Source organism: Nonomuraea sp. NPDC005730 (assembly GCF_040630865.1).
Classification (GTDB): Bacteria; Actinomycetota; Actinomycetes; order Streptosporangiales; family Streptosporangiaceae; genus Nonomuraea.
In genome coordinates this window covers 136,939-162,996 of sequence record NZ_JBEXYK010000005.1, presented here as the reverse complement: position 1 = coordinate 162,996, position 26,058 = coordinate 136,939, and the positions used below count along the sequence as shown (strand labels likewise).

24 protein-coding genes are annotated in these 26,058 nt (G+C 70.8%); 16 read left to right on the top strand and 8 right to left on the bottom strand.

The window, feature by feature from the left end:
- Nucleotides 1–90: 90 nt before the first annotated feature.
- Entirely contained in the window at nt 91–1,281 is a 1,191-nt protein-coding gene (locus ABZ444_RS10150) for a helix-turn-helix transcriptional regulator (protein ID WP_357994655.1), read from the bottom strand.
- 134 nt (nt 1,282–1,415) lie between these two features.
- Nucleotides 1,416–1,889, bottom strand: a complete 474-nt coding sequence (locus tag ABZ444_RS10145) for a MarR family transcriptional regulator (protein WP_357994654.1) — start codon at nt 1,887–1,889, stop codon at nt 1,416–1,418.
- Between the two features lie 92 nt (nt 1,890–1,981).
- On the opposite strand from ABZ444_RS10145, the gene ABZ444_RS10140 reads away from it, so the two are divergent.
- The gene (locus ABZ444_RS10140) at nt 1,982–2,845 is read left to right on the top strand and encodes a haloalkane dehalogenase (protein WP_357994653.1); all 864 of its coding nucleotides are present in this window, start codon (nt 1,982–1,984) and stop codon (nt 2,843–2,845) included.
- On the opposite strand, the gene ABZ444_RS10135 is transcribed toward ABZ444_RS10140, so the two are convergent.
- Nucleotides 2,842–3,348, bottom strand: a complete 507-nt coding sequence (locus ABZ444_RS10135) for a MarR family winged helix-turn-helix transcriptional regulator (protein ID WP_357994652.1) — start codon at nt 3,346–3,348, stop codon at nt 2,842–2,844. The genes ABZ444_RS10140 and ABZ444_RS10135 overlap by 4 nt on opposite strands.
- A gap of 61 nt (nt 3,349–3,409) precedes the next feature.
- On the opposite strand from ABZ444_RS10135, the gene ABZ444_RS10130 reads away from it, so the two are divergent.
- A complete protein-coding gene (locus tag ABZ444_RS10130; protein ID WP_357994651.1) occupies nt 3,410–4,687 on the top strand; it encodes an amidohydrolase family protein in 1,278 nt (425 codons plus the stop codon).
- Between the two features lie 31 nt (nt 4,688–4,718).
- Complete coding sequence (locus tag ABZ444_RS10125) at nt 4,719–5,729, top strand: YihY/virulence factor BrkB family protein (protein WP_357994650.1); 1,011 nt, start codon at nt 4,719–4,721, stop codon at nt 5,727–5,729.
- A 25-nt stretch (nt 5,730–5,754) separates the two neighbouring features.
- Here ABZ444_RS10125 and ABZ444_RS10120 read toward each other — a convergent pair whose 3' ends face one another.
- A complete protein-coding gene (locus tag ABZ444_RS10120) occupies nt 5,755–6,861 on the bottom strand; it encodes a D-alanyl-D-alanine carboxypeptidase (RefSeq protein ID WP_357994649.1) in 1,107 nt (368 codons plus the stop codon).
- A 78-nt stretch (nt 6,862–6,939) separates the two neighbouring features.
- Here ABZ444_RS10120 and ABZ444_RS10115 point away from each other — a divergent pair, with 78 nt between their 5' ends.
- Entirely contained in the window at nt 6,940–7,170 is a 231-nt protein-coding gene (locus ABZ444_RS10115; protein WP_352326812.1) for an SCO4848 family membrane protein, read from the top strand.
- On the opposite strand, the gene ABZ444_RS10110 is transcribed toward ABZ444_RS10115, so the two are convergent.
- Complete coding sequence (locus ABZ444_RS10110) at nt 7,142–8,533, bottom strand: peptide ligase PGM1-related protein (RefSeq protein ID WP_357969799.1); 1,392 nt, start codon at nt 8,531–8,533, stop codon at nt 7,142–7,144. The genes ABZ444_RS10115 and ABZ444_RS10110 overlap by 29 nt on opposite strands.
- Nucleotides 8,534–9,019: 486 nt before the next feature.
- Between ABZ444_RS10110 and ABZ444_RS10105 the strand changes: the two genes are divergently transcribed.
- On the top strand, nt 9,020–10,243 hold the full coding sequence (locus ABZ444_RS10105; RefSeq protein WP_357969801.1) for a M20 family metallopeptidase: 1,224 nt from the start codon (nt 9,020–9,022) through the stop codon (nt 10,241–10,243).
- 47 nt (nt 10,244–10,290) lie between these two features.
- Here the strand turns inward: ABZ444_RS10105 and ABZ444_RS10100 are convergent, their stop codons facing one another.
- Nucleotides 10,291–12,171, bottom strand: a complete 1,881-nt coding sequence (locus ABZ444_RS10100) for a Xaa-Pro dipeptidyl-peptidase (protein ID WP_357994648.1) — start codon at nt 12,169–12,171, stop codon at nt 10,291–10,293.
- A gap of 289 nt (nt 12,172–12,460) precedes the next feature.
- On the opposite strand from ABZ444_RS10100, the gene ABZ444_RS10095 reads away from it, so the two are divergent.
- From ABZ444_RS10095 to ABZ444_RS10070, 6 genes are all read left to right on the top strand, one after another.
- A complete protein-coding gene (locus tag ABZ444_RS10095; protein WP_357994647.1) occupies nt 12,461–13,528 on the top strand; it encodes a BMP family ABC transporter substrate-binding protein in 1,068 nt (355 codons plus the stop codon).
- 95 nt (nt 13,529–13,623) lie between these two features.
- Nucleotides 13,624–15,231 (top strand): ABC transporter ATP-binding protein, encoded by a 1,608-nt coding sequence (locus ABZ444_RS10090; RefSeq protein ID WP_357994646.1) that lies wholly within the window; start codon nt 13,624–13,626, stop codon nt 15,229–15,231.
- Nucleotides 15,231–16,373, top strand: coding sequence for an ABC transporter permease (locus tag ABZ444_RS10085; RefSeq protein ID WP_357994645.1), 1,143 nt, complete (start codon nt 15,231–15,233; stop codon nt 16,371–16,373). Before ABZ444_RS10090 ends, ABZ444_RS10085 begins: the two co-directional genes overlap by 1 nt.
- Nucleotides 16,370–17,659: an ABC transporter permease gene (locus tag ABZ444_RS10080; RefSeq protein WP_357994644.1), complete on the top strand. Its 1,290-nt coding sequence runs from the start codon at nt 16,370–16,372 to the stop codon at nt 17,657–17,659. The genes ABZ444_RS10085 and ABZ444_RS10080 overlap by 4 nt, the downstream gene beginning before the upstream one ends.
- Nucleotides 17,656–18,051: a cytidine deaminase gene (locus ABZ444_RS10075; RefSeq protein WP_352324863.1), complete on the top strand. Its 396-nt coding sequence runs from the start codon at nt 17,656–17,658 to the stop codon at nt 18,049–18,051. The genes ABZ444_RS10080 and ABZ444_RS10075 overlap by 4 nt, the downstream gene beginning before the upstream one ends.
- Before the next feature lie 2 nt (nt 18,052–18,053).
- The gene (locus ABZ444_RS10070) at nt 18,054–19,325 is read left to right on the top strand and encodes a thymidine phosphorylase (protein ID WP_357969817.1); all 1,272 of its coding nucleotides are present in this window, start codon (nt 18,054–18,056) and stop codon (nt 19,323–19,325) included.
- A gap of 78 nt (nt 19,326–19,403) precedes the next feature.
- Here ABZ444_RS10070 and ABZ444_RS10065 read toward each other — a convergent pair whose 3' ends face one another.
- Nucleotides 19,404–19,799, bottom strand: coding sequence for a MarR family transcriptional regulator (locus tag ABZ444_RS10065; RefSeq protein WP_357994643.1), 396 nt, complete (start codon nt 19,797–19,799; stop codon nt 19,404–19,406).
- 87 nt (nt 19,800–19,886) lie between these two features.
- Here ABZ444_RS10065 and ABZ444_RS10060 point away from each other — a divergent pair, with 87 nt between their 5' ends.
- Entirely contained in the window at nt 19,887–21,293 is a 1,407-nt protein-coding gene (locus ABZ444_RS10060) for an MFS transporter (protein ID WP_357994642.1), read from the top strand.
- 49 nt (nt 21,294–21,342) lie between these two features.
- On the opposite strand, the gene ABZ444_RS10055 is transcribed toward ABZ444_RS10060, so the two are convergent.
- On the bottom strand, nt 21,343–23,112 hold the full coding sequence (locus ABZ444_RS10055; RefSeq protein ID WP_357994641.1) for a hypothetical protein: 1,770 nt from the start codon (nt 23,110–23,112) through the stop codon (nt 21,343–21,345).
- 123 nt (nt 23,113–23,235) lie between these two features.
- Here ABZ444_RS10055 and ABZ444_RS10050 point away from each other — a divergent pair, with 123 nt between their 5' ends.
- From ABZ444_RS10050 to ABZ444_RS10035, 4 genes are all read left to right on the top strand, one after another.
- Nucleotides 23,236–23,838, top strand: coding sequence for a hypothetical protein (locus tag ABZ444_RS10050; protein WP_357994640.1), 603 nt, complete (start codon nt 23,236–23,238; stop codon nt 23,836–23,838).
- Nucleotides 23,839–23,843: 5 nt separating this feature from the next.
- Nucleotides 23,844–24,194, top strand: a complete 351-nt coding sequence (locus ABZ444_RS10045) for a cupin domain-containing protein (RefSeq protein WP_357994639.1) — start codon at nt 23,844–23,846, stop codon at nt 24,192–24,194.
- Between the two features lie 91 nt (nt 24,195–24,285).
- Complete coding sequence (locus ABZ444_RS10040; protein ID WP_357969832.1) at nt 24,286–25,359, top strand: adenosine deaminase; 1,074 nt, start codon at nt 24,286–24,288, stop codon at nt 25,357–25,359.
- Nucleotides 25,356–25,991, top strand: coding sequence for a PH domain-containing protein (locus tag ABZ444_RS10035; protein ID WP_357994638.1), 636 nt, complete (start codon nt 25,356–25,358; stop codon nt 25,989–25,991). Before ABZ444_RS10040 ends, ABZ444_RS10035 begins: the two co-directional genes overlap by 4 nt.
- Nucleotides 25,992–26,058: the final 67 nt, after the last annotated feature.

Genomic DNA, 26,058 nt, shown 5'->3' with positions numbered 1-26,058 from the left:
CACAGTGCCACTCCGGCCCCTCTTGGTGACGAACCGCGGCGACAGATCTCCCTGTTCGGCCGGAGCGAACTCAGAGTTCGGTGGCCGTCCTCACACGTCGATGTTGTGGCGTTCGGCGAGGAAGCGCACCTCCGGCGCCCACGACGGCCGCGCGCGGCGCACCAGCGAGCGCACCATCTCCCGCAGCAGCAGCTTGTGGTCGAGCTCCTCGGGGCTCTCGCGCTCGATGCGCAGCAGGTAGACCAGGCTGGCGGCGTCGTCGCCCAGGTCTTCGCAGGCGCGGGCGACATGGCACAGGTGCGTGGTGCGCCGCTCGATGGACGGGGTCCTGCGGATGTCGATGTCGTCGGCCAGCCGCAGCACGGCCTCGGGGCGGCCGGTGTCGTTCTCGATGCTGGCCATGTGGATGGCGACGTTGGTGGGGCCGAAGAAGGCCAGGTCGTAGGCGTCGGAGTGGTCGTCGGCGCGGTCGGCGAGCCGGGCGGCGGTGCCGCGCACGGTCTCCCTGGCCTGCTCGTCGTCGCCGCCCCTGGCCGCGCTGATGGCGGCCAGCAGGTGCAGCGCGCCGAGGGCCTTGATGTGCCGTACGTCGCCGTCGGCCACATGGGGTTCGAGGATCTCGATGCCGCGCCGGGCCACGTCGTGGGCGATCTGGTGCATGTCGTCGGAGAGCATCGACTGGCCGAGGTTCCAGTGGGCCCAGGCGAGCATCAGCGGGTCGGCCGACTCCTCGGCGTAGCGCATGGCCCGGTCGGCGGCCAGGTGCGCGAGATCCACCCGTTGCAGGTGCTTGAGCACCCCCCTGGCCAGCATGTACGCGTCCGTCGCCGTCCGGTAGGCCGCGGGGGTGCGCTCGGCCACCAGGCTCTCGGCGTCGGAGACCAGCGAGGGCAGCGCGGCCATCAGGATCGAGTACCGGCGGGCCGAGGTGAACCAGGCGTTGCGCGCCGCCGCCACCCGTTCGGTCAGCTGCTCGGCGTCGGGCGGTTCGAGGTCGGGCTCGTGCGGGCGGCAGGCGAACAGGGCGCGCTCGATGTCGCGGATCTGCGGCCTGCTTGGCTCGTGGGAGTCGCGGGGGGTCTCGCCCAGGAGCACGGCGGTCCGTACGCCGAGGACCTTGGCGATCTCGCGCAGAAGGGGCAGCGAGGGGGTGCGTTTCCCGTGTTCGATCAGTTCGATGTGCCGGGTGGTGCAGCCGGACTGGGTCGCCAGCGCGGTCGTGCTCATGCCCCTTCGTTCGCGCTGGAGCCGCACCATCTGCCCGGTGCTGATTTCGGTCATGGGCGTGACGCCTCCTGGCTCGGTCCCGACACAGCACAGGCTAGGGTCACCGGAGCGGCCCTGCCATGCGTTCCCCCTGGTCAGGAGGTATGTCGGCAAGCTCCCACGCCTCGGCTTTTACCAGTCTTTGCCCACTATTGGGCTGATCGGGAGTGGTGGTCGCGCAGCCGTCCGAGCAGCCCGACGAGCTGGTCGCGCTCGGGGCCGGTCAGGGGCGCCAGCAGCTCGTCCTGGACGTCGTCCACCAGCCCGTCGAGCCGGGTGAGCCGGTCGCGGCCGCGCTCGGTCATGGAGATGACGTTGCGCCGGCGGTCGGCGGGGTCGGGCGCACGCTCGACGAGGCCGCGCCCGGCCAGCTCGTTGAGCAGCGCGACCATGTCGCTGCGGTAGATGCCGGTGAGCCGGCTCAGCTCGGCCTGGCTGGCCGGGCCGGACTCGCGCAGCGCGACGAGCACCGCGTAGTGCCACTTGCGCGCGTCGGCGCCCGCGAGCCGGTCGCTGACCAGCCGGTCGGCCTGCATCGCGACGTGGGCCAGCAGCCGGCTCGGCAGGCCGCGCAGGCGGGGCGGGGCGGCCTGGTCGGCGGTGTCGGACATGTCGTGGCTCATGCCGGTGATCCTATCCCGTTGCGTTAGTGGCACTAACGATGTACGTTCGTTAGTGCCACAAACGTTAGTGCAACGAACGAAAGAGGCGTGTCATGCCTGTTGCCGAGGTGCTGGACTCGACCATGTACTACGAGGACCGGGGGGAGGGCGTGCCGATGGTCTTCCTGCACGGCAACCCCAACTCCTCCCACCTGTGGCGCAACGTGCTGCCCGGGGTGGGCGGGCCCGGCCGGTTGCTCGCGCCCGACCTGATCGGCATGGGCCGCTCGGGACGGCCCGACCTGGCCTACCGCTTCACCGACCATGCCCGTTACCTCGACGCCTGGTTCGACGAGCTCGGCCTGGAGGACGTCGTGCTGGTCGGCCACGACTGGGGCGGCGCGCTGGCCTTCGACCGGGCGGCGCGGCATCCGGACCGGGTGCGCGGGGTGGCCTTCTTCGAGACCATCGTGCGGCCGATGAGCTGGCGCGAGCTGGGCGAGGGGCCGCGTGCCCGCAGCGAGCTGATCAGGAGCGAGGCGGGGGAGCGGCTGGTGCTCGACGACGACTTCCTGGTGCGGACGGCGTACACGGGCGGGGTGCTGAACCCGCTGGGCGAGGAGGAGCTGCGGCCGTACCTGGAGGCGTACGCGACCAGGGAGAGCCGCCGGCCGCTGCTGCAGTGGGCGCGCTCGATCCCGCTCGACGGCGACCCGGCCGACGTGGCCGAGGCCGTCGAGCGCTACGACAAGTGGCTGGCGAACAGCGACGAGGTGCCCAAGCTGCTGCTCACCTTCGACTCCTCGCCGACCCTGTTGATCCAGGGCGAGGTGCTCGACTGGTGCGCCCGCAACATCTCGGCCCTGGAGATCGAGCACCTGGGCCCGGCGGGTCACCACGCCCCGGAGGACCAGCCGGAGGCCATCGCGGCGTCGATCCGCTCGTGGGCCGACCGCCACGCCCTGCGCGCGGGCTAGCGGAAGCGGCGGCGGCCGACGAGGGTGAGCACCTCGCGCAGGGCGTCGGCGGCGGCTCTGACGTCCTGCTCCGGCACCCCGGCCAGCACCTCCTCGTGCGCCCGCGAGGAGGCGTCGAGGGCCGCCAGGGCCACCCGGTGCCCCTCGGCCGTGAGCTGCACCCACCGGCTGCGCGCGTCGCCCGCGTTGGCCTCCCGCTCGACGTAGCCCGCCGCCGTCAGGCGCTGGAGCACGTTGCTGGTGCCCCCCGAGGTGAGCAGCAGCGCCTTGGACAGCTCGCTCGGCTTCATCCGGTGCGGCGCCGGCGTACGGGCGAGCGCGGCCAGCACGTCGAACTCGGCGTAGGTCAGCCCCAGCTCGGCCAGCTCCGCCTTGATCGCCTGCTCGAAGACCAGGTGCAGCCGGGACAGGCGCTTGCTCAGCTCCAGACCGGCGATCAGCGACGACGACAGCCCGGACTCCACCCAGCGCGGCACCATCGCGTCGATCTCATCCGGTTTCACGTCATCGAGGATACCCATCGCCAGATTGCTTTCTGAAAAGCTTTTGATTAAGCTTTTCGCCATGACAACTTTGCTGATCAAGAACGGCACCGTGATCGACACCGAGCCCGAGCCCGTGGTGCTCGGCCAGGCGGACGTGCGCGTCGAGGACGGCGTGATCGCCGAGGTGGGCCCCGGCCTGGCCGACGTCCCGGGCGCCGAGGTGATCGACGCGACCGGGCGGATCGTGCTGCCCGGCTTCGTCGACACCCACCGGCACACCTGGCAGGCCGGCATCAGGGCGGTCGCCCCCGACGTCGCCTTCGACGGCTACCTGAGCCGCGTGCTCGGCGAGCTGGCCCCGGCCCACCGCCCGGCCGACGTCCACGCCGCCAACCTCGCCGGTGCGCTGGAATGCCTCGACACCGGCATCACCACGCTGCTCGACTGGTCGCACATCCAGCTCTCGCCCGCCCACACCGAGGCCACCGTGCGGGCGCTGCGCGAGTCGGGGATCAGGGCCGTGCTCGGCTGGTGCCACGGGGGCGAGCCGGGCGGGCTCGTCCGCGAGGGCCTGCGGGTGCACGAGGAGCACTTCGGCGCGGGCGGCGGCCTGGTCACCATGGTCGTCGCCGCGCTCGGGCCGGAGATCGTGGACGAGGAGCACGCGCTGGCGGAATGGCGGCTGGCCCGCGAGCTCGACCTGCCGGTCACCGTGCACATGGGCGTCGGCGGCCCGGACAGCGCCGCCCGCGGCCTGGCGTTCCTGGAGGCGAACGGCCTGCTCGGGCCGCGGACCACGTACGTGCACGCCAACAGCTACACCGACGACGACCTCAAGCGCGTCGCCGGCAGCGGGGGCAACGTGTCGGTCTCGCCGGTCGACGAGATGACGCTCGGCCTCGGCTACCCGGTCAGCGGGCGGGCCAGGGCGGCGGGCGCGCCGACCGGTCTCGGCATCGACACGGTGAGCTGCGCGCCGGGCGACATGTTCAGCCTGATGCGGGCGGCGTACCTGCTGGAGCGCGGCAGGCCGGACGGCGGGGGCATGGGCTTCACCACCCGGGACGTGCTGCGCATGGCCACCGTCGAGGGGGCCGAGGTGGTGGGGCTGGGCGACGTCGTCGGCTCGCTGCGGCCGGGAAAGCAGGCCGACCTGCAACTGCTGCGTACGGACACTCTCGGCATGGCGGCGGCGCACGACCCGATCGGCGCCGTCGTGCTCAACGCCGACCCGAGCGTCGTGGAAACCGTGCTGGTCGGCGGGCGTGTCGTCAAGCGAGATGGGCAGATGCTCCACCAGGATCTGGCGGCGGTCCTCGCGTCACTGGCAGAATCGGCCGACGCCGTGACGAGGTGATCGTTCGCCTCCGGCGGGGGGTGAGGGCGTGATGGCGAGTCTGAACGAGCGGATCGTGTCGCTGCGCGCCTGGGGCCGGACGACGCTCGACCACTGGCGGGTCCGCAGGCTGTGGATCGACCACCTGGTCAGGGCCGTGCGCCGCTACCAGCTCCAGGGAGGCGACCGGCTGGCCGGCTCGGTCACCTACTTCGCCTTCCTGTCCTTCTTCCCGCTGCTCGCGCTCGGGTACGCGGTGCTCGGCTACACCCTCGACGCCAGCAGCGCGACCAGGGAGGCGCTGGAGACCGCCATCACCGAACGGCTCCCCGGCATGGCGACCGACCTCAACCTGGAGCAGATCGCCGGCGCCAGGACGACGGCGGGCATCATCGGCCTCCTCGGCCTCCTGTACGCCGGGCTCGGCGCGATGGACGCGCTGCGCGCGGCGCTGCGCGAGATGTCGATGACCACCGTGCCGCCCCCGAACTACTTCCTGGGCAAACTGCGCGACCTGGTCTCGGTCATCCTGCTCGGGGCGACCCTGGTCGCCTCCACGCTGGTGTCCGGGGCCGCGACCACGGTCACGGACAAGGTGCTCGACCACATCTTCGGCGACAACTCGCTGCTCAGCACCGAGGCGTTCCGGATCTTCGTGGTGGTGGCGAGCGTCGTGGCCGACTGGGTGCTGTTCGTGATCCTGCTCGGCTGGGTCGCCAAGCCGGCCGAGCCGTTCAAGGTCATCGTCAGGGGCGCGCTGCTCGGCGCGATCGGGTTCGGGCTGCTCAAGCAGGTGGCGAGCCTGCTGCTCAGCACCACACTCGGCAACCCCGTCTACGGCGCGTTCGCCGCCATCGTGGGGTTGCTGGTGTGGATGAACTTCTCGGCCAGGCTCGTGCTGCTCGCCGCCGCGTGGACGTCCACCACGGGGTTGTGCCCGCCGCCGTCCCCGTCGCCGATCCCCTCGCTCGGCGACCCGCTGGAGGTGCCGGCGGTCGACCCGGGCCAGGCGCCCGGCCCCGAGTGCAAGGGCACGCCCCCGCACCCGACCTCGGAGCCCTGACCCGGCCCTGACGCGCCCTCCGTCGTCAGAGGCGGGACCTGTTGCGCTTGCGGCGGATGCCGAAGCCGAGCCAGACCAGCCCGAACAGCAGGCCGCCGCCGATGACGGCCGAGCCGACCGTCCGGGTGGTGTCGGTCTGCTTGGAGGCCGCCGTGTCCAGCAGCGGCGGCTGGGCGGCCGGCGTCACCTTCGACACCGGCGCCTGCGGCGCGGCCCGCACCTGCTCGGGCACCGGCTCGACGAGCTGCCCGACGGGGGCCGCCTTGCCCCTGACCGTGAAGCCCCAGTCGAGCAGCTTGGCCACCTCGTCCCAGAAGTAGCCCTCGTGCCGCATGATCGTGACCAGGATCGTGTGGCCGCCGCGGGTGGCCGCGCCGACGAAGCTGCCCTGCGCCTTGGACGTCCAGCCGTTCTTGACGCCGATCATGCCCTGGTAGCGCCAGAGCAGCTTGTTGTGGTTGCTGATCTCGTAGTAGTCCTTGGGCGCCGGAAACTTCGCAGTCTTTGTACTGATATATCGCCGGAAATCAGGGTTGGCGAGGCCGGCACGGGCGATGAGCGCCAAATCGTACGCCGAGCTGCTCTGCCCGGGTTTGTCCAGGCCGCTCGGCGTCTTGGCCACCGTGTCGTACGCCTGCAGCCGCTTGGCCTCGGCGTTCATGTCGCGCATGGTCTGGGCCACGCCGCCGTTCGTCTCGGCCAGGGCCATGGCCGCGTCGTTTCCGGAGGACATCATCAGCGCCCGGAACAGGTCGTCGACCTTGTACGTCATCTTCGGCGTCAGCCCGACCGCCGTGCCCTCCTGGTTGCAGGCGTTCTGGCTCGGCCGGATCTTGCGGTTCTTGTCGAGCTTCGGCAGCAGCGTGAGCGCCGTGAGCGTCTTGAGCGTGCTCGCCGGCAGGTAGCGGCCGTGCGCGTCCTTCGCGGCGAGCACCTGACCCGTCTCCACGTCCGCGATGACGTAGGAAGTAGCCTTGCTCTTGGGAGGCGCCTTGACGCCTTGGGGTTGCACCAGCCCACGGCTTCCCAGCGCGTCACCGCCGACGGGTGTCGTCGGGGCGGCGGATGCGGTCCCGCTCGTGAGCGTGACCGCGGCGAGAAGTGCCGTAACCGGCACAAATTTCGTCCACATGGCGGTCTCAGCGTAGCTCCGTGTGAATGCCCATGTGGCGACACATTCCCCAGATGATCCGCCTTCGATACTGGAGAGATGACCATGTCACCAAAGATCGCCGGTTTCCTCGTCATCCTCGGCGTGTTCATGATCGTCGAGTGGATCAACCTGGGGTTTAACTTGGCCGACGGACATCCCACCGGCTTCTACGTCGTGCACGGGATCCTGATCGGGGTCAACGTGATCCTCGGTGCGGTGCTGGCGGTGATCGGGTGGCGCGGTCTGCGTGAGGCGGGGATCAGGCGTCGCAGAGAAGGCGGCGGGTGAGCGCGTGCAGCTCGTCGGCCTCCTCGCGCGAGTCGCCGATGGAGGTGAAGCCCAGCTTCCCGTACTCGGGGATGGCGCCGAGCAGGTGGAAGACGTTGCCCGTGCGCCGGTCGGCGTCGAAGCCGATCCCGAGCCGCCGGGCGGTGCGCATGACCTCGCCCGGCGTGCGGCCACGCAGGCAGGAGGAGGAGCAGTTGTCGGTCGCGGTGTAGTACTTCGGCTGGTCCCCGGCCATGAGGAGGCCGGTGGCCGGGTCGTACCTGGCGCCGGTCGTCAGCACCACCGCGCCGTACGGGTGCGTCGTGCCGCCGATCCGCAGGTTGATCTCGCACAGCAGCGCGGCGTACCCGGCGTCGGCCTTGAGCGCGAAGAAGTCCATGCCGAACAGGCCGACCACGCCCCGCTCGGCCAGGATGGCGGCGATGCGCCCGGCCGACTCGCCCACCTCGTGCCGGTACTCCGGGGCGGCGGGGAACGTGCAGCCCTGGTAGACGTCGTTGTTGGGGCCGCCGAGCACCTGGTCGTGCGTGGCCAGCACGGCCGCGTGCCCGCCGGGCGTGATTCGGGCCAGGGCGCTCGGGTAGTAGAGCGGGCGATGTTCGATGAACTCCTCCACCACCGCGCCGCGTTCCCTGATCTTCGTCGTGAAGCTCGTCCAGGTCTCCCCGGCCGCCGAAAATCGGGTCAGCGAGCGGTCGGCCTTGCTGACGATGGCGTTGCCCAGGCCCGAGTAGCCGTCGTTGAGCTTGACGATCACCCGTTCGCCGGGCAGCGAGTCGATGGCCTCGTCGATCGCGATGATGCTGTGCACGTCGCCGAAACCGCGGGCCATGGGCACGCCGGCCTCGTGCCCGACCTCGCGGGCGCCGCTCTTGGAGCCGTAGTAGGCCAGCGCGGTGGCGGGGCCGTAGATGGGGACGTTGAGTGACGCGGCCAGCTCCTCCTCGGTCTCGCTGAGGACGAACGGCACCAGCCAGGTGTCGGCGTCGATCGCCGACCGTAACCGGTCGAGGACGTCGGGTCGGCGCAGCAGCGTCCGGGTGAGGGGTTGCGACCAGGGCTCGTCGAGACTGATGAGCTCCAGGCGCTTGGCGGCGTCGTCCGGGTCGGGGAGGAAGCCGAGGTAGTAGTCGATGATGTCGGGATCGATCGGAGCGGAGGAGAGGTAGATCACCTTGACCCCGGGTTCCCGGAGCGTCAGGAGGAGGAAGAGCAGGCGCTCCTCGTACGATCGGGCTGCCGTGATGCGGCGCAGCTCGTCCTGCGGCAGGGAGAGCGAGGGTACGACCACCAGGGTCCCCTCGCTCGGCTCGAAGATGCTCAACCCGGCATACTTCTCCCCGAACGGGATATTAGTGATCATATAGCGAGTGAAACACGCATTCTTCACAAATGCAGCAAGCGCCAAAGTGTCATGAACATGACAGAAGGTGACAGGATTCGAAATCGGTGAGCACGTTTGGAAGTGGCGACATCGGGTCACCATCTAATGATCCCTTGTGACTATTTTCCTGATCAGGCGGACATGTGCAGAACGTGACCACCTGCGGTTACGGGCATGCCGTCGGCCAACTTTTGGTGTATCTGTCGGCGCGAAGGCGCACGGGAGCGATAAAGTCAGAAGCATCGCCACCGGGCTCACGGCTTACCGCCGTGCACCCGGGCTGCTGCGACCGATGAACGCGAAGCCCGTGCTGACGATCTCGCACCGAAACCTACGGGTGTGGCTTTTGATTCGCCGAACGGCCGCCTCAACCAGGTGGCTGCCGCAGGATGGACTTTTTCGAGAGCGTTATGAGCCGCCGTCCGTGCGTGGGACGCGCGGCCTCTACGGGATGGATGGTGACATATGCGGGGACGTGAGCTGCGGGGAGAACTGGACGCGTTCCTGGCGGAGATCGAGCAGGAGCTGGTGGCGTTCCGTCGTGACCTTCACATGCATCCTGAGCTGGCCTTCGCCGAATACCGCACGACCCAGCGCATCGCCGACCGGTTGACCGCCGCGGGGCTGACGCCGTCGGTGCTGCCGCGTGGCACCGGTCTCATCTGCGAGGTGGGCAGCGGCGACGGGCCGACCATCGCGCTGCGGGCCGACATCGACGCGCTGCCGCTCCAGGACGAGAAGGACGTGCCCTACCGCTCCACCGTCCCCGGCGCGTGCCACGCCTGCGGGCACGACGTGCACACCACCGTTCTGCTCGGCACCTCGATCTTCCTGGCCCAGCAGGCCGCGGCCGGGCTGCTGCCCGGCCGGGTCCGGCTGATCTTCCAGCCCGCCGAGGAGCTGCCCGGCGGCGCCCTCGAGGTCATGGCCCACGGCGGCATCAGCGGTGTCGACCGCATCTTCGGCCTCCACTGCGACCCGCGCGTCGACGTCGGCCAGCTCGGTCTGCGGAGCGGCCCGATCACCTCGGCCTGCGACAAGATCGTCGTCAGGGTCTCCGGCCCCGGCGGCCACACCGCCCGTCCCCACCTGACGGCCGACCTGGTCTTCGCCCTGGCCAAGATCCTCACCGAGCTGCCCGCCGCGCTCTCCCGCCGGATCGACCCGCGCTCCTCGCTCAGCCTCGTCTGGGGCCGGGTCGAGGCGGGCTCGGCGGCCAACGCCATCCCCGACGACGGCATCGCCGAGGGCACGATCCGCTGCCTCGACGAGAACGCCTGGCACGCCGCCCCCGACCTGATCAAGGCCCTGCTGGAGTCCGTCGCCGGCGCCTACGGCGTCGAGGCCGTGCTGGACTACACGCGGGGCGTGCCGCCGGTCGTCAACGACGAGGTCAGCGTCGAGATGCTGGCCGAGGCGGCCGAGCGGGCCCTCGGCGCCGGCGCGGTGGTGCCCACCCAGCAGTCGCTCGGTGGCGAGGACTTCGCCTGGTACCTGGAGTCGATCCCCGGCGCCTTCGCCCGGCTCGGCACGCGCTCGCCCGACGGCGTCACGTACGACATCCACCAGGGCACCTTCGACGTCGACGAGAAGGCGATCGCGATGGGCGTGCGGGTGATGGCCGCCACCGCGCTGACCGCGCTGTGGGACGTCGGCCCGATCGACTCCATCAGCAACGCCATGGCCTGAGCGCCGCTCCGACGGCCCGCCGCGTCGCGCGGCGGGCCGTCGGCGGGTCAGGCCAGCCTGCCGAACACCACCGGCAGCCGCAGGGACGAGTGCCCCGGCGACACGGTGACCCGGGTGCCGCCCGGATAGCGCAGGGTGTAGTCGCGGTCGGTCGAGATGATCACCAGGCCCAGCCGGTGGCCCTTCTTGAACAGGTAGTCCTTGGGCTGGAAGTCCCAGGTGAAGGTGTACTCCTTGCCGGGGCGCAGCGGTTCCGTGCGGTCGGCGCGGTGGCGGTTGCGCACGTCGAGCCACCCCCTGGAGACGATCTTGTACGCGGTCGTCGCCGTGCCGAGCCGCCTGAGCGTCGTGCAGCCCGTGTCACCCGGGACGCCCTCGCCGTAGCAGTAGCTCTGGCCGGTCGACAGCAGGGTGCCGTCCGGGCGCACGTCCGTGCCGTAGTCCACCAGCAACGCCGTCAGGTACGGCGAGGCGCCGTCCTTGAACGAGGCCCGCACCGAGACCGTCGGCGTGCCGGAGATCCGCACGTCGGCGGGCAGCTCGCCGGTCCGGTACGCCAACCGGTTCGGGTCCGGCCCGGCCGCCTCCACCAGTTGCTCGGCCGTCCGCGCGCTCTGGTCCACGAAGGACTCCGCGGGCGACAGCGGCCGGGGCAGCAGGCCGAGCCGTTCGCCGGCGGCCGGGTGGAGCGCCACCGTGGTGGCCCCGGGCAGCGGCCAGGAGGCGTGCTGCCGCCACTCGCCGACGCCGATCTCCACGTCGGCCTGCGGCTCGCGCATGATGCCGGAGTCGATGCCCTGCAGCCAGTAGTCGAACCAGCCGTGCAGCTGACGCAGCCACTCGACGGTGCGCAGGTTGAAGGGGTTCATGTGGGTGCCCTGGTGCAGCCAGATCTTGCGCGGCACGTGCCGCTTGGCCAGGGCGTACCACCATTGGGCGAACTGCTTGGTCTTGACGTTCCAGTCGTTGAGCCCGTGCACGAGGAAGACGCTGGCCTTCACCTTGTCCACGTCGTTGAGGTAGTTGCGGGCGTCCCAGAGCGGGCCGTAGTCGCCGGTGATCCGGTCCTGGTTCGCGGTCAGCGCGTCCATCTTGGCGCCGCAGACCTCGAAGCCCCGGTCCCTGGTCAGCACGAACTTGGCCAGGACGTCCAGGTCCTCGCCCTGGAAGCCGCCGGGGGCCAGGACGCCGCCGTTGGCCCGGTAGTAGTCGTACCAGCTGGAGATGGCGGCGATCGGCACGATCGTCCTCAGGCCCTCGACGCCGGTGGAGGCGACGGCGTTGGGCAGGGTGCCGTTGTAGGAGACGCCGATCATGCCGACCTTGCCGGTGGACCAGGTGGCGCTGACCTCGTTGCCGTCGGCGTCGAAGCCGCGCGCGCGGCCGTTCAGCCAGTCGATGGCGGCCTTCGGGCCGGCGGTCTCGTTCCGGTCGCCGGAGGACGGGCAGCCGGTGGCGCGGGCGCTGCCCACGTTCTCGACCAGCGCGATGGCGTAGCCGCGGGGCACGAAGTAGTTGTCGTAGTAGCCGTCGAAGGGCTCACTGGCGAGCCTGTTCGAGGGCGACTTCAGGGTGGGCAGCGGGATGCCGTTCGCGTCGACGTCCACCGGGTGGTTGGGCACGTCGTTGCCGGGGGCGTAGTAGGGGCTGGCCTCCATGATCACCGGGACCTTGAGCCCCTGGTCGGTCTCCTTGGGGCGCAGGATGTCCATGGCGACGCGGTCGGGCTGCCCGTCGTCGTCGCTGTCGGTCCCGGCCACCTCGACGAACACCGTCTGCTTGACGGCGTCGGCGCGGGAGAAGACGGGCTGGGTGGCGTTGTTCTCGATCTTGAGGGTAGGGGTGGCGGCCGTCGCCGGGGCGGGCCCGCCCAAGGTCACGGCGAGGATCGCGACCAGCGGTACGGCCAGTGTCTTCCAAGGCTGCATACGGGGCTCCGATACGAAATTTCCACCGTTGATCGGAATCTCTGCCATGATCGACCGCTCGGCAAGGGCCCCCTCCATACCAAACTTGGGCAAAACTTTGCGGGTGCCGTCCCAAGTGCCTGAACCCAGATTCAGGTCACGGACGCGCTTGATGTCGATAACGGAGCGGTTGCGACCCTGTGTGCCGGTTTGGTCTGCCCTGGTCAAGCAACTATCTTCCGTGCAGGTGCCGTACGTTTCTTCGCGCCTGCGATGAAGTTCGACGGCGAGGAAATGGAAGGGAGTCGCCTTGCTCGGCAAGCGATTCAGCAGGATTGCCGTCGGTTCGGTAGCCGGCGTCATGCTCATGGCGGTCGCGGCCTGTGGCGGCGAGGGCGGAGGCACCTCGGCGAGCACGCAGCCGAGCTCCGGCGCGAGCAGCGAGGCCCCCAAGGGCGGCCTGAAGGTCGGCCTGACGTTCGACGTCGGCGGCCGTGGCGACAAGTCGTTCAACGACGCCGCCTACGCCGGCCTGGAGAAGGCCAAGACGGAGCTGAAGGCCGACATCAAGGAGCTCAGCCCGGCGGCCGACGGCTCCAACCGCGGCGACCTGCTGCGCCAGCTCGCGGACGCGGGCTACAACCCCATCGTCGCGGTCGGCTTCGCCTACGGCGACGACGTCAAGAAGACCGCCGCCGAGTACCCCGACGTGCAGTTCGCCATCGTCGACTCGGCCTCCAACGGCCCGAACGTGACCGGCCTGCTGTTCGCCGAGGAGCAGGGCTCCTACCTGGCGGGCGTCGCCGCGGCGACCAAGTCGGAGGCCGGCCACGTTGGCTTCGTGGGCGGCGTCGAGAACGACCTGATCAAGAAGTTCCAGGCGGGCTTCGTGATGGGCGCCAAGTCGGTCAAGTCGGACATCAAGATCGACATCAAGTACCTCACCCCCGACGGTGACTTCTCCGGCTTCAAGGCCCCCGACAAGGGCAAGGTCGCGGCCGAGAAGATGTACCAGGACGGCGCGGACATCGTCTACCACGCCGCCGGCGACTCCGGCCTCGGCGTGTTCCAGGCGGCGGCCGCGGCCAAGAAGAAGGCCATCGGCGTCGACTCCGACCAGCGCCAGACGGTCAAGGAGGCCGACCTTCAGTCGGTCATCATGACCTCGATGCTCAAGCGCGTCGACGTCGGCGTCTTCGAGTTCGTCAAGGCCTTCCAGGGCGGCGCCAAGGGCGGCAGCAACACCGTCTACGACCTCAAGGTCGACGGTGTGGGCCTGTCCACCACCGGTGGCGAGATCGACGACATCAAGGACAAGCTCGACGCTGCCAAGAAGGACATCGTCGACGGCAAAATCACGGTTCCGTCCAAGCCGTAATCTGGATAGGAACGGACGACCGAGGGCCCGGAGTCCCCACTTCGGGCCTTCTGGCTATCCGCCCCGTCCGCCCCCCATGCTCTAGGAGAGGCGAAATGAGCTCGGACACCCTCGCCGCGGTGCAACCCGCCGTAGAGCTGGAGGGCATCACCAAGCGTTTCCCCGGCGTCGTCGCCAACCACGACATCCGCATCACCGTCGAACCCGGCACGGTCCACGCGATCGTCGGGGAGAACGGCGCGGGCAAGTCGACCCTGATGAAGATCCTCTACGGCATGCAGAAGCCGGACGAGGGCACGATCAGGGTCAACGGCCGGGAGGTCAGCTTCCGCACCCCCAGCGACGCCATCGACGTCGGCATCGGCATGGTCCACCAGCATTTCATGCTGGCCGACAACTTCACCGTGCTGGAGAACATCGTCCTCGGCGCCGAGCCCACCAGGGCCGGCATGCTCGACACCGGCAGGGCACGGGCCCGCATCGCCGAGCTGGCCAGCAGTCACGGCCTGCGCGTCGACCCCGACGCGCTGGTGGAGGACCTCGGCGTCGGCGACCGCCAGCGGGTGGAGATCCTCAAGGTCCTCTACCGCGGCGCCCGCATCCTCATCCTCGACGAGCCGACGGCGGTCCTCGTGCCGCAGGAGGTCGAGGAGCTGTTCGAGAACCTGCGCGAGCTCAAGGCCGAGGGCCTGACCGTCATCTTCATCTCGCACAAGCTCGACGAGGTGCTGAACATCGCCGACGCGATCACCGTGATCCGCCGGGGCACCACCGTCGCCAGCGTCGACCCCGCCGAGGTGACCGCCCGCCGGCTCGCCGAGCTGATGGTCGGCAGCGAGCTGCCCACGCCGGAGACCCGCGAGTCCACCGTGCGCGAGAGCGTCACGCTGAGCGTGTCGCGGCTGACGATGGAGGCCGACGGCTTCCGTCCCGTCCCCAAGGGCACCTCCGTCGGCGTCTACGTCGACAAGCTGCGCGAAGAGGGCAAGCGCCTGATCCTCGACGACGTCTCCTTCGACATCCACGCGGGCCAGATCCTGGGCATCGCCGGCGTCGAGGGCAACGGGCAGTCCGAGCTGATCGAGGCGATCATGGGCATGCGTGCCGCCCACGGCACGATCACCCTCGGCGGCGTGGACATCAGCACCTGGTCCACGCTGAAGCGCAGGGAGGCCGGCATCGGCTACATCCCCGAGGACCGCCACCGGCAGGGCCTGCTGCTGGAGGCGTCCCTGTGGGAGAACCGGGTGCTCGGCCACCAGACCAGGCCCCCGGCGCGCAGCGGCATCTGGGTCGACCGGCGCGCCTCCAAGGCCGACACCGAGCGCATCGTCAAGGAGTACGACGTGCGCACCCCCAGCGTGGACACCCTGGCCCTGGCCCTGTCCGGCGGCAACCAGCAGAAGCTGATCGTCGGACGCGAGATGAGCGGCGAGCCGTCGTTCCTCATCGCCGCCCACCCCACCCGCGGCGTGGACGTCGGCGCCCAGGCCGCCATCTGGGACCACCTGCGCAACGCGCGGGCCGCCGGCCTGGCCGTGCTGCTGATCTCGGCCGACCTCGACGAGCTGATCGGCCTGTCCGACACGATCAGGGTCATCCTGCGCGGCCGGCTCGTGGCCGAACTCGATCCTTCCGACGTCACGCCCGAGCGGCTTGGCGGTTACATGACCGGCGCCATCGCCGGCACTGAGGAGACGTGATGCCCGCCGGGCTCAACCGGGCGCTGCTCACCGTCGCGGGCGCCGTCGTCGCCATCGTCCTGGCGATCGCGATCTCCAGCGTGGCGATCACCGCGGCGGGTGCCAGCCCGATCGACGCGTTCGCCGCGTTCTTCAACTTCGGCGAGACCGAGCGCTCGGTGTCCAACGGCATCGCGGCGTTCCTCAACCGGGCGGTGCCGCTGTTCATCGCGGGTCTCGCGGTGGCCGTCGGCTTCCGCATGAACCTGTTCAACATCGGCGTCGAGGGCCAGTACCGCATCGCGGCCATCTGCGCGGCCTACGTCGGCTCGACGTTCACCGCGCCGAAGCCGATCCAGATCCTGGTGATCATCGTGGTCGCGGCCGTCGTGGGCGGCGCGTACGCGCTGATCCCCGCGGTGATGAAGGTGACCCGCGGCGTGAACGAGGTGATCTCCACGATCATGCTCAACTACATCGCGATCGCCCTGGCCTCCTACCTGGTCCGCGGCCCGTTCGCGGGCCAGCGGGCGGCCGGCCAGCTCACCACGACCACGCCGCAGCTGCCCGAGTCGGCGATGTTCCCCAACCTGAACTTCGTCTTCGACTGGTTCGGGCTGCTGGCGCCCACCCGCGGCGGCGGCGTGTGGGGCTTCCTGCTCGTGGCCGTCGTGCTCGGCCTGGTGGTCTGGGTCGTGCTGGAGCGCACCCGCTTCGGCTTCAACGTCAAGGCCAGCGGGCTGAACGGCCCGGCCGCCTTCGCCTCGGGCGTCAACCCGAAGAAGATGGTCATCGCGGCCATGGTGCTGTCCGGCGCGATCGCCGGGCTCATCGGCCTGCCCGAGCTCCTCGGCGACAAGGGCGCCTTCAACTCCAACTTCACCGCCGGCCTCGGCTTCCTCGGCATCGCGGTGGCGCTGCTCGGCAGGAACAAGCCCGTCGGCATCGCGATCGCCGCGCTGCTGTTCGCCTTCCTCGACCGGGCGCAGGGCGCGCTGCAGATCGCCGACGTGCCGTCGTCGGTCATCACGATCATCCAGGGCGTCATCGTCCTGCTGGTGGTCATCGCGAACGAGGTGACCAACCGCATCGCCATGCGGCTCGAGGAGCAGCGGGCCGCCCGGCAGCTCGACACGAACAGACCGGTTGAGGTGGCAGCATGAGCAGGGTCGGCAAATATCATCTGGCGCTGCTCGGCGTCGCCGCGCTCATCCTGCTGCTGTCGCTGGTGCGGATCATCTCCGGCCAGGACGACCTGACCTCCTCCGGCACGTTCAACGCGGCGCTGCTGCTCGCGGTGCCGATCGGCCTGGCCGGTCTCGGCGGCCTGTGGGCCGAGCGGGCCGGCGTGGTCAACATCGGCCTCGAAGGCATGATGGTGCTCGGCACCTGGTTCGCCGGCTGGGCCGGATACCAGTGGGGCGCCGTGGCCGCGCTGGTCGCCGGGCTGCTCGGCGGCGCGCTCGGCGGGCTCATCCACGCCATCGCGACCGTCACGTTCGGCGTCGACCACATCATCAGCGGCGTCGCCATCAACCTGCTCGGCCCCGGCATCACCCGCTTCCTGTCCGAGGTCCTCTACGGCGAGGGCACCTCGGCCAGCGCGAAGGGCGCCGGCATCACCACCTCGCCGGCGATCAGCTCGGGTGCGCCGGAGGTGAGCCTGCCCGTTCTGTCGGACGGCCCCGACCTGCTCGGCAAGCTGGAGAGCACCCACTGGTTCCTGCTCTCCGACCTGGCCGGCATCCTGCGCGGGCTCACCCACGACGTGAACGCGCTGATCATCCTGGCCGTGCTGCTGCTGCCGGTGACGTACCTGGTGCTCTGGCGCACGTCGTTCGGGCTGCGGCTGCGGTCGGCGGGGGAGAACCCGTGGGCGGCCGAGTCGCTGGGCGTGAACGTCTACCGGATCAAGTACCTCGCGGTCGTCGTCTCCGGCGCGTTCGCCGGGCTCGGCGGCGTGTTCCTGGTGTTCGTCTCCAACAAGTACGTCGAGGGCCAGACGCAGGGGCGCGGCTTCATCGGCCTGGCCGCCATGATCTTCGGCAACTGGCGGCCCGGCGGGCTCGCGGCCGGCTCGTCCCTGTTCGGCTACGCCAGCGGCCTGCAACTGCGCAGCTCCGGCGAGGCCAACGCGGTCACCACGTTCTTCCTGTTCGGCGCGCTGCTGCTGGTGGTCTACCTCGCGCTGCAGATCCGCAAGCTGGTCGCGCCGAGCCAGCCGGCCGAGATCGTGGCCAGGGGCGTCAAGGACTACACCGTGATCGCCGCCGCGGCGGTGGGCGCGCTCCTGCTGTTCTGGCTCTGGCGGACCGTGGAGACGCTGCCGGGCGAGTTCGTCTTCATCACGCCACACGTGCTCACGCTGCTCGTGCTCCTGGTCGCCTCGCAGCGTCTGCGGATGCCCAAGGCCGACGGCGTACGCTTCCGTCGGGGGGATCAACATTGAACATCGATTGGGACGGCCTGCGCGCCGAGGCCGCCACGGCCATGCGCAACGCCTACGCGCCGTACTCCAAGTTCCCGGTGGGGGCGGCGGCGGTCGTCGACGACGGCCGGATCGTCACCGGCTGCAACGTCGAGAACGCCTCCTACGGGCTCGGCCTGTGCGCCGAGTGCGGCCTGGTGTCGGCGCTGCAGATGTCCGGCGGCGGCCGGCTGGTGGCCTTCACCTGCGTGGACGGCCACGGCGAGCTGCTCATGCCGTGCGGGCGCTGCCGTCAGCTCCTGTACGAATTCGGCGGTGAGAACCTGCTGGTCGAGACCGTCGACGGCCCCAAGCGCATGGCGCAGATCCTGCCGTACGCGTTCGGCCCCGACGACCTCAGCAGGAGCTCGTGACCATGGACGCCATCGAGGTCATCCGCGCCAAGCGCGACGGCGGCGAGCTCACCACCGCCCAGATCGACTGGGTGATCGCCGCCTACACCCGCGGTGACGTGGCCGACGAGCAGATGTCCGCCCTGGCCATGGCCATCCTGCTCAACGGCATGAACCGGCGCGAGATCGCCGACTGGACGCAGGCCATGATCCGGTCGGGCGAGCGCATGGACTGGTCGATGCTCGACCGGCCCACGGCCGACAAGCACTCCACGGGCGGCGTCGGCGACAAGATCACGCTGCCGCTGGCGCCCCTGGTGGCGGCGTGCGGGGCGTACGTGCCGCAGCTGTCCGGGCGTGGGCTCGGGCACACCGGTGGCACCCTGGACAAGCTGGAGTCCGTCCCGGGCTGGCTGGCCTCGCTCTCCAACGACCAGATGCTCCATGTCCTGCGCACGGCCGGCGCGGTGGTCTGCGCGGCGGGCTCCGGGCTGGCCCCGGCCGACAAGAAGCTCTACGCGCTGCGCGACGTCACCGGCACCGTCGAGTCGATCCCGCTGATCGCCTCGTCGATCATGTCGAAGAAGATCGCCGAGGGCACCGGCTCGCTGGTGCTCGACGTGAAGGTGGGCTCCGGGGCGTTCATGAAGACGACCGAGAGCGCCCGCGAGCTGGCCGAGACCATGGTCGCGCTCGGGAGCGACGCGGGCGTGCGCACGGTCGCCCTGCTGACGGCCATGGACCGGCCGCTCGGCCTGGCCGTGGGCAACGCGCTGGAGGTCGAGGAGTCGATCGAGGTGCTGGCCGGCGGCGGGCCGTCCGACGTGGTCGAGCTGACCGTACGGCTGGCGCGGGAGATGCTGGCGGCGGCCGGGGTCTCCGGCAAGGACCCGGCCGACGCGCTGCGCGACGGCTCGGCCATGGACGCGTGGCGGCGGATGATCTCCGCCCAGGGCGGCAACCCCGACGCGGTCCTGCCGAGGGCGGCCGAGAGCATGACGGTGACGGCGCCGTCGTCCGGGGTGCTGGCCCGCCTCGACGCGTACGCCGTGGGGCTGGCCGCCTGGCGGCTCGGCGCCGGACGGGCGCGCAAGGAGGACCCGGTGTCGTTCGGGGCCGGGATCGTGCTGCACGCCAAGCCCGGCGACCTGGTGCGCGAGGGGCAGCCGCTGATGACGCTGCACGCGGACGAGACGGCCAGGTTCGAGCGGGCGCTGGACGCGCTGTCGGGCGGCTACGAGGTCGCCGAGTCGGGGCGCGAGCTGCTGCCCCTGGTCATCGACCGCATCGGCTGACCAGCGGAAGCACTCGTGCGCGGCGGCCGGACCCCTGCCCGGGGACGGCCGCCGCCGCCTTCCCGGCCCCGTACCGGCTCAGGTGGTGACGACGGGAACCTCGGGAACGTCGGTGAAGACGCCCGCGAGCACGGCGCGCTGCGTGGGCAGCGCCTCGGTGTACCGCGCGCGCCCCTCGTCGGTGATGCAGACGAACACGCCCCGGCGGTCGGAGTCGCACGTGCCGCGGGTGACGAGCCCGCTCTTCTCCAGCCTGGCCACGACCCTGGACAGGGCGCTCTGGCTCAGGTGGACCTCTTCGCAGAGCTCCTGGATGCGCAGCTTCCTGTCGTGGTGGACGATCCGGTCGAGCACCTCGAACTCGCTGGGCCCGAGCCCGTGCCGCTCGCCCAGCTCCCGCTCCAGCGCGCACATGGCCTTCGCGTGTTTGGCCAGGACGTAATGCCAGGTCTCGACCACGAACTCCTCGTCCATGTCGCGGAGGTTACCATCTCGGGAAGATTCATGCAACGACATTAAATGCACTTGCATTAGATGCTGACGCATGTATTGTTCTGACCCATGTCCTCTTCCTCATCCCGTTGGGGCGCGCTCGCCGTGCTCTGTGCAGTGATCTTCCTTGACGCCCTTGATGTCTCCATGGTCGGTGTCGCCCTGCCGGCCATCCAGCATGATCTGGGCCTCAGCACGTCTTCCCTGCAGTGGGTGGTCAGCGGCTACGTGCTCGGCTATGGCGGTCTTCTGTTGCTCGGGGGCAGGACCGCCGACCTGCTCGGGCGGCGCAGGGTGTTCCTGGTCGCTCTGGGCGTCTTCGCCGTCGCGTCGTTGCTGGGTGGTGTCGTGGACGACGGGGGCCTGCTGATCGCCGCCCGGTTCGTCAAGGGTGTGGCCGCCGCGTTCACCGCGCCCGCCGCTTTGTCGATCATCACCACCACGTTTCCCGAGGGCCCGGAGCGCAACAAGGCACTGAGCATCTTCACCGCCTGCGCCGCGAGCGGCTATTCGCTCGGCCTCGTGCTCTCCGGCCTGCTGACCGGGCTCGGCTGGCAGTGGACGCTCCTCATGCCGGTGCCGGTCGCGATCATCGCGCTGATCGCCGCGTTGAAGGTGCTGCCGAAGGTCCGGGAGGAGCGGGCCGAGGGCGGCCACGACCTCGTCGGCGCCGTGCTGATCACCGCCTCGATGTTGCTGCTGGTCTTCACCGTCGTGCAGGCTCCCGAGGTCGGCTGGGTCTCGTTCCGGACGATCGGCTCGCTGGTGGCCGTCGCGGTGCTGCTCGGCCTGTTCGTCCTCACCGAGCTGCGGTTGAAGCACCCGCTGGTGCGGCTCGGCATCCTGCGCTCGGGCCACATCGTCCGGGCCAACCTGGGGCTGCTCATCCTGATGGGTTCGTACGTGGCCTTCCAGTTCGTGGCCATGCAGTACTTCCAGAACCTGCTGCACTGGTCGGCGCTCGGCACGGCCATGGCGTTCCTGCCCGCGGGCCTGCTCGTCGCGGTCACCTCGACCAAGATGGGCGACTTCGCCGACAGGTTCGGCACCGCCAAGCTGATCGTCATCGGCGCCGCGGCCCTGGCCGGCGGTTACGCGATCTTCCTGGGCATCGACGAGACGCCGAGCCTGGGCGGCCTGGTGATCCCCGGCATGGTCCTGATCGGCGTGGCGTTCGCCCTGTCCTTCCCCTCGCTGAACATCCAGGCCACCACCGGCGTGGACGACGACGAGCAGGGCCTGGCCTCCGGGCTGCTCAACACCTCCGGCCAGGTCGGCGGCGCGATCGTGCTGGCCGTGGTGACCGCCGTGCTGACCTCGGGCGGCGAGACGCTGTCGATCGGCGCGCTGCGCTCGGCGATCGTGGTCGCGCTGGTGCTGGCCCTGGTCGGGCTGGTGATCTCGGCCACCGGGCTGCGCTCGCGCAAGGCCGCCGCGGTCGAGGCCGAGGACGTGAAGGTCTTCGAGGCCGTCTGACCTCCCTGTGACGGGGAAGAGGGTTCCGCCGGGGGCGGGGCCCTCTTCCTCATTTCTCTAGGGCGCCGATCGGGTCGGAGTAGTCGATCCACTCCGTCGCCGAGTCGCCGAGGTCGGCGCTCTCGCCGGTGCGGACGTTCACCTGCACCAGGTAGACGTCCTCCTGGTCCCACAGGCGTACGAGGACCTTGTCGCGGCTCAGCCAGCGCTCCACCCTGATCACTTCGAGGTCGTCGACGTCCAGGCGGGGGCGGGGGCCGGTGACGCGGCCGGTGCGGGCGTCCATGGTGACCAGGCGGTCGTCGGCCGTCACCAGGGCCAGGGAGCGGCCGTCCGGGGCGAGCGCGGCGCCGTGCTCGATGAGGGCGGGGTCGATCCGGAAGCCCTTCGTCCGGGTGCCCGCGCCGTCCAGCCTCAGCGTGCTGACGGAGGCGTGGCCGGGGACGGTGGTGGTGTCCCGGCGTTCGGCGACCACGCGCGTGCCGTCGTCGTGGACGGCCAGGATCTCGACGTCCTTGCCGCGTACGGTGCGGGTCGTGCCGGTCCGGAAGTCGAGCACCGCGCTGTCGCCGGCGTCGCCGAAGGACAGCGCGAAGTAGCGGCCGTCCGGGGACGACCTGATGTGCGCCTCGCCGTCCCCGGCCGTGGCGTCGATGCCCTTGACCACGCCCGTGGGCAGGTCGTGGACCAGGTAACGGCCCTGCGGGTTCTGGTAGACGAGCCGGTGGCCGTCCTGGCTGAGGGCGAGCGGCATGTACTCGCCGGTGGCCGGGTCGTAGCCGGCCCGCGCGTCCGGCAGCCGCCACTCCGTGCCCGACCGGGTGGTGAGCACCCACTGGCCGCAGGGTTGCGGGGCATGGGCGTCGGCCTCGGCGTCGCGGCAGTAGCCCGGGTAGGCGAAGCGGACCGGGTCGGGGAGCGCGGCGGGCAGCGGGTCGCGGACCTCCTGGCCGGGGCCCCGCGTCCCGGGGTCGAAGGTGGCGCGGGCCATGGTCTCGTCCACGCGGTCGGCCACCGCGGACAGCCCGGCCACGATCGCCGCGACCATCGCGGCGACCAGGCCGAGGGAGGCCGACGTCCACACCGACGCCCGGATCCTGCGCCGCGCCGTGACCCGCCGCAGGACCGTTTCGGCGAGGTCGGCGCGCGGCATCCCGGCGGCCAGGCCGAGCAGTGCGGCCCGCAGGGCCGGATCCCCGGGGGCGGCGTCCTGGGGCGCCGCCGTCGGGGCGGCGGGCTCGGGAGCGGGGGCGAGCGTCCAGGGGGAGGGGGACGTCGCGCCGTTCCCCGGCCGGTCGCCCCGGCGGCCCCCGGCCGGGTCCGCATGCCCCTCGGACGGGTCCACGCGCTCCTCGGCCTGGTCCGCCGGGTTCTCGGCCAGGTCCGTGGGGCCCTCGGTCAGGGCCTCGAACAGGGTCGGGTGGGTGGTTCGGAGCTGGGCGCGGGCCCGTCGCAGCTCGTCGTCCAGCGCGCCGATCCACAGGCCCGTGATCACGGCGGCGTGCGGCAGGCTCAGCCCGTCGTGGAAGGTGACGACGACGGCCGCGCGGGTCCTCGGGGCGAGCCCGGCGAGCAGGTGACCCTCCGGGACCGGCCAGGGGGCGCCCGTCGCGCCCAGGAACCGTCCGTACAGCTCGCGCAGCACCGCGTCGGCCGGGCGGTGGTAGCGGATCGCGGACCACCGGCGGCAGGACGAGACGAGCGCCGCGGTGGCCAGCTCGCGCGCCTTGTCCGCGTCGCCGGTCAGCAGGTAGGCCGTCCTCGCGAAAGAGGACCCATAAGACGCTAGAAAAGCCGATAAATCGTGGGATTTGCTCACTTGTATGACTCCTTGGAGGTTGATCAGCGTAGAGGGCGTCCCGGCTCCGCGGAAGTGCCAGGAAACCCGGGCCGATCCGCAGCCAAGCCGCTTGCAGGTCCGTGGGCTGGGCATCTACCGGGCATGCGCCCGTCATCCCCGGCCGGCGAGCGGTCGTCGCGCCTTCGCCTCGCCGTCCCGCTCGCCTGCCTCGCCGTTCTGACCGCGTGCGGCACCTCCTCGCAGACCGCCCGGCTGGACACCCCCGCGGAGACCGGTCCCGGCACCGCCACCCCCCGCAGCGCCCCCTCGGACGTCCCCACCAGCACCGCCGAGGTGGACGTCGAGCGCGACGGCCTCGACCCGGCCGTGGTGACCGGCGTCCGGTACGCGACCCACGACGGCTACGACCGGGTGGTGATCGACCTCAAGGGCGACATTCCCGGCTACAAGGTGAAATGGGTGGACGAGTTCCTCCAGGACGGTTCCGGCGAGCCCATGGGCGTCCACGGCGGCGCGTACCTGCAGCTCACCCTCTTCCCCGCCAACGCGCACGACGACGACGGCTACCCCACCTGGAAGGGCGGGCCCGTCTACCGGGCCGGCCTCAAGAACGTCTCCGACGTCGTCAGGACCGGCGACTTCGAGGGGCGCGTGGGCGTCGGCCTGGCGCTCGCCCGGCGGGCCGGCTTCCGGGTGAAGGAGCAGTCCGCGCCGAGCCGGCTGGTCCTCGACGTGGCACACTGAAGCCCGTGGTGAGAAAGATCGAGGGCCCGACCCGCATCCCCGTCCCCGGCGGCAAGATCATCGACGAGCACGTGGGGCGCGTCAACAGCGGCGACGATCAGGTCTCGATCGCCCACATGACCGCCCCGCCCGGCTGGGCCGAGCCCGCCCAGACCCCGTCGTTCACCGAGTACACCGTGGTCCTGCGCGGCAGCCTGCTCGTCGAGCACGACGGCGGCACGGTCGAGGTCGCCGCGGGCCAGTCGGTGGTGACCTCGCCGGGGGAGAAGGTGCGCTACAGCGCGGGCCCCGACGGCGCCGAGTACGTCGCCGTGTGCCTGCCCGCCTTCACGCCGGAGAGCGCCGGCCGCGACTGACCGGGCGTCGCTCGCGGGTGTGCCGGAAGGGTCGTCCACAGGCGGGCGCGACGTGTGCGGCGGCGGAGGAGTGTGCTCATATCATGGCCAGATGAGCCCCACGCTTGACAAGATCCGGCAGGCTCCCAAGGTGTTGTTGCACGATCACCTCGACGGCGGGCTGCGCGCCGAGACGATCGTCGAGCTCGCACGGGAGATCGACTACGGGCGGCTGCCCTCCACCGACCCCGACAATCTGCGCCTCTGGTTCGAGGAGGCCGCCGACTCCGGGTCGCTGGAGCGTTACCTGGAGACCTTCGACCACACGGTCGCGGTCATGCAGACCCGCGAATCCCTGGTCCGGGTGGCCGCCGAGTGCGCCCGCGACCTCGCCGACGACGGCGTGGTCTACGCCGAGGTGCGCTTCGCCCCCGAGCAGCACACCACCATGGGGCTGAGCCTCGACCAGGTGGTGGAGGCGGTGCTCGAAGGGTTCACGCTGGGCTCGCAGGGGCGCGGCATCCGGGTCGGCACGCTGCTGACCGCGATGCGCCACATGGCGCGCTCGATGGAGATCGCCGAGCTGGCCGTGCGCTACCGTGACGTCGGCGTCGTGGGGTTCGACATCGCCGGGGCCGAGGCCGGCTACCCGCCCACCCGGCACCTCGACGCCTTCGAATACCTCCAGCGGGAGAACGCGCACTTCACGATCCACGCCGGCGAGGCGTTCGGGCTGCCGTCGATCTGGCAGGCCATCCAGTGGTGCGGCGCCGACCGCCTGGGCCACGGCGTGCGGATCATCGACGACATCACCGTGGCCGGCGACGGGTCGGCCAAGCTGGGGCGGCTGGCGGCGTACGTGCGCGACAAGCGCATCCCGCTGGAGATGTGCCCCACGTCCAACCTCCAGACCGGGGCCGCCGACTCGATCGCCGAGCACCCCATCGGGCTGCTGCGCAGGCTGCACTTCCGGGTCACCGTCAACACCGACAACCGGCTGATGAGCTCGACGAGCGTGTCCCTCGAGTTCGCCAAGCTGGTCGAGGCGTTCGGCTACGACTGGGACGACCTGCAGTGGTTCACGGTCAACGCGATGAAGTCGGCCTTCCTCCCGTTCGACGAGCGGCTGGCGCTGATCAACGGCGTGATCAAGCCGGGGTTCGCGCAGATCAAGTGGCAGCCGTGAAACACACCTACCGGTCCAAGACCGGGTTCGTGCTGGGCTGCGCCTGGCTGGTCTTCGTGGCGTTCAACGTGTGGGACCTGACGGCCCACTACAACGGCAAGCCGTCCATGGTGGCGCTGGCCGTGCTCGGGGCGATGACGGCGCTCGTCTACGCGATCGCGGTCCGGCCCGCCACCGTGGTCGGCGAGGAGGGGCTGCTGGCCCGTAACCCGCTGCGCACGACGTTCCTGCCGTGGGCGTCCGTGGGCGAGGTGACGGTCACCCACTCCATCGCGGTCCGTTACGGCGGCGAGGGCGCCGAGGAGCAGGTGCTGCGGTTGTGGACGCCCATGAGCAGCGCCAGAGAGCGGTCCAAGGCGCAGCGGCGCGGCGTGCCCAAGCCGCAGCGGGGTGGGCGGTTCCGGGTCGAGGCCACGGTCAGCAAGGCCGAGCAGGCCGCCGCCGAGGCGTTCACCGGCAAGACCCACGCCGACTTCGTGGGCGACCAGATCCGCGACCGCGCCGAGGCCGCCCACCGCCGCGCGGAGCCGGCGGCCGCGGTGGCACCGGTCAAGGTCACCTGGTCCTACGACTCGATCGCCGTCCTCGTGGTCGCGGTCGCCCTGATCGTGGCCGCCATCGTCATCGCCTGACCGCCCCACAGGCCCGAACCCGGGGGCCGGGAGCAGGGGCCCGGCGGGCCGAGAGTTCGCCGACCCC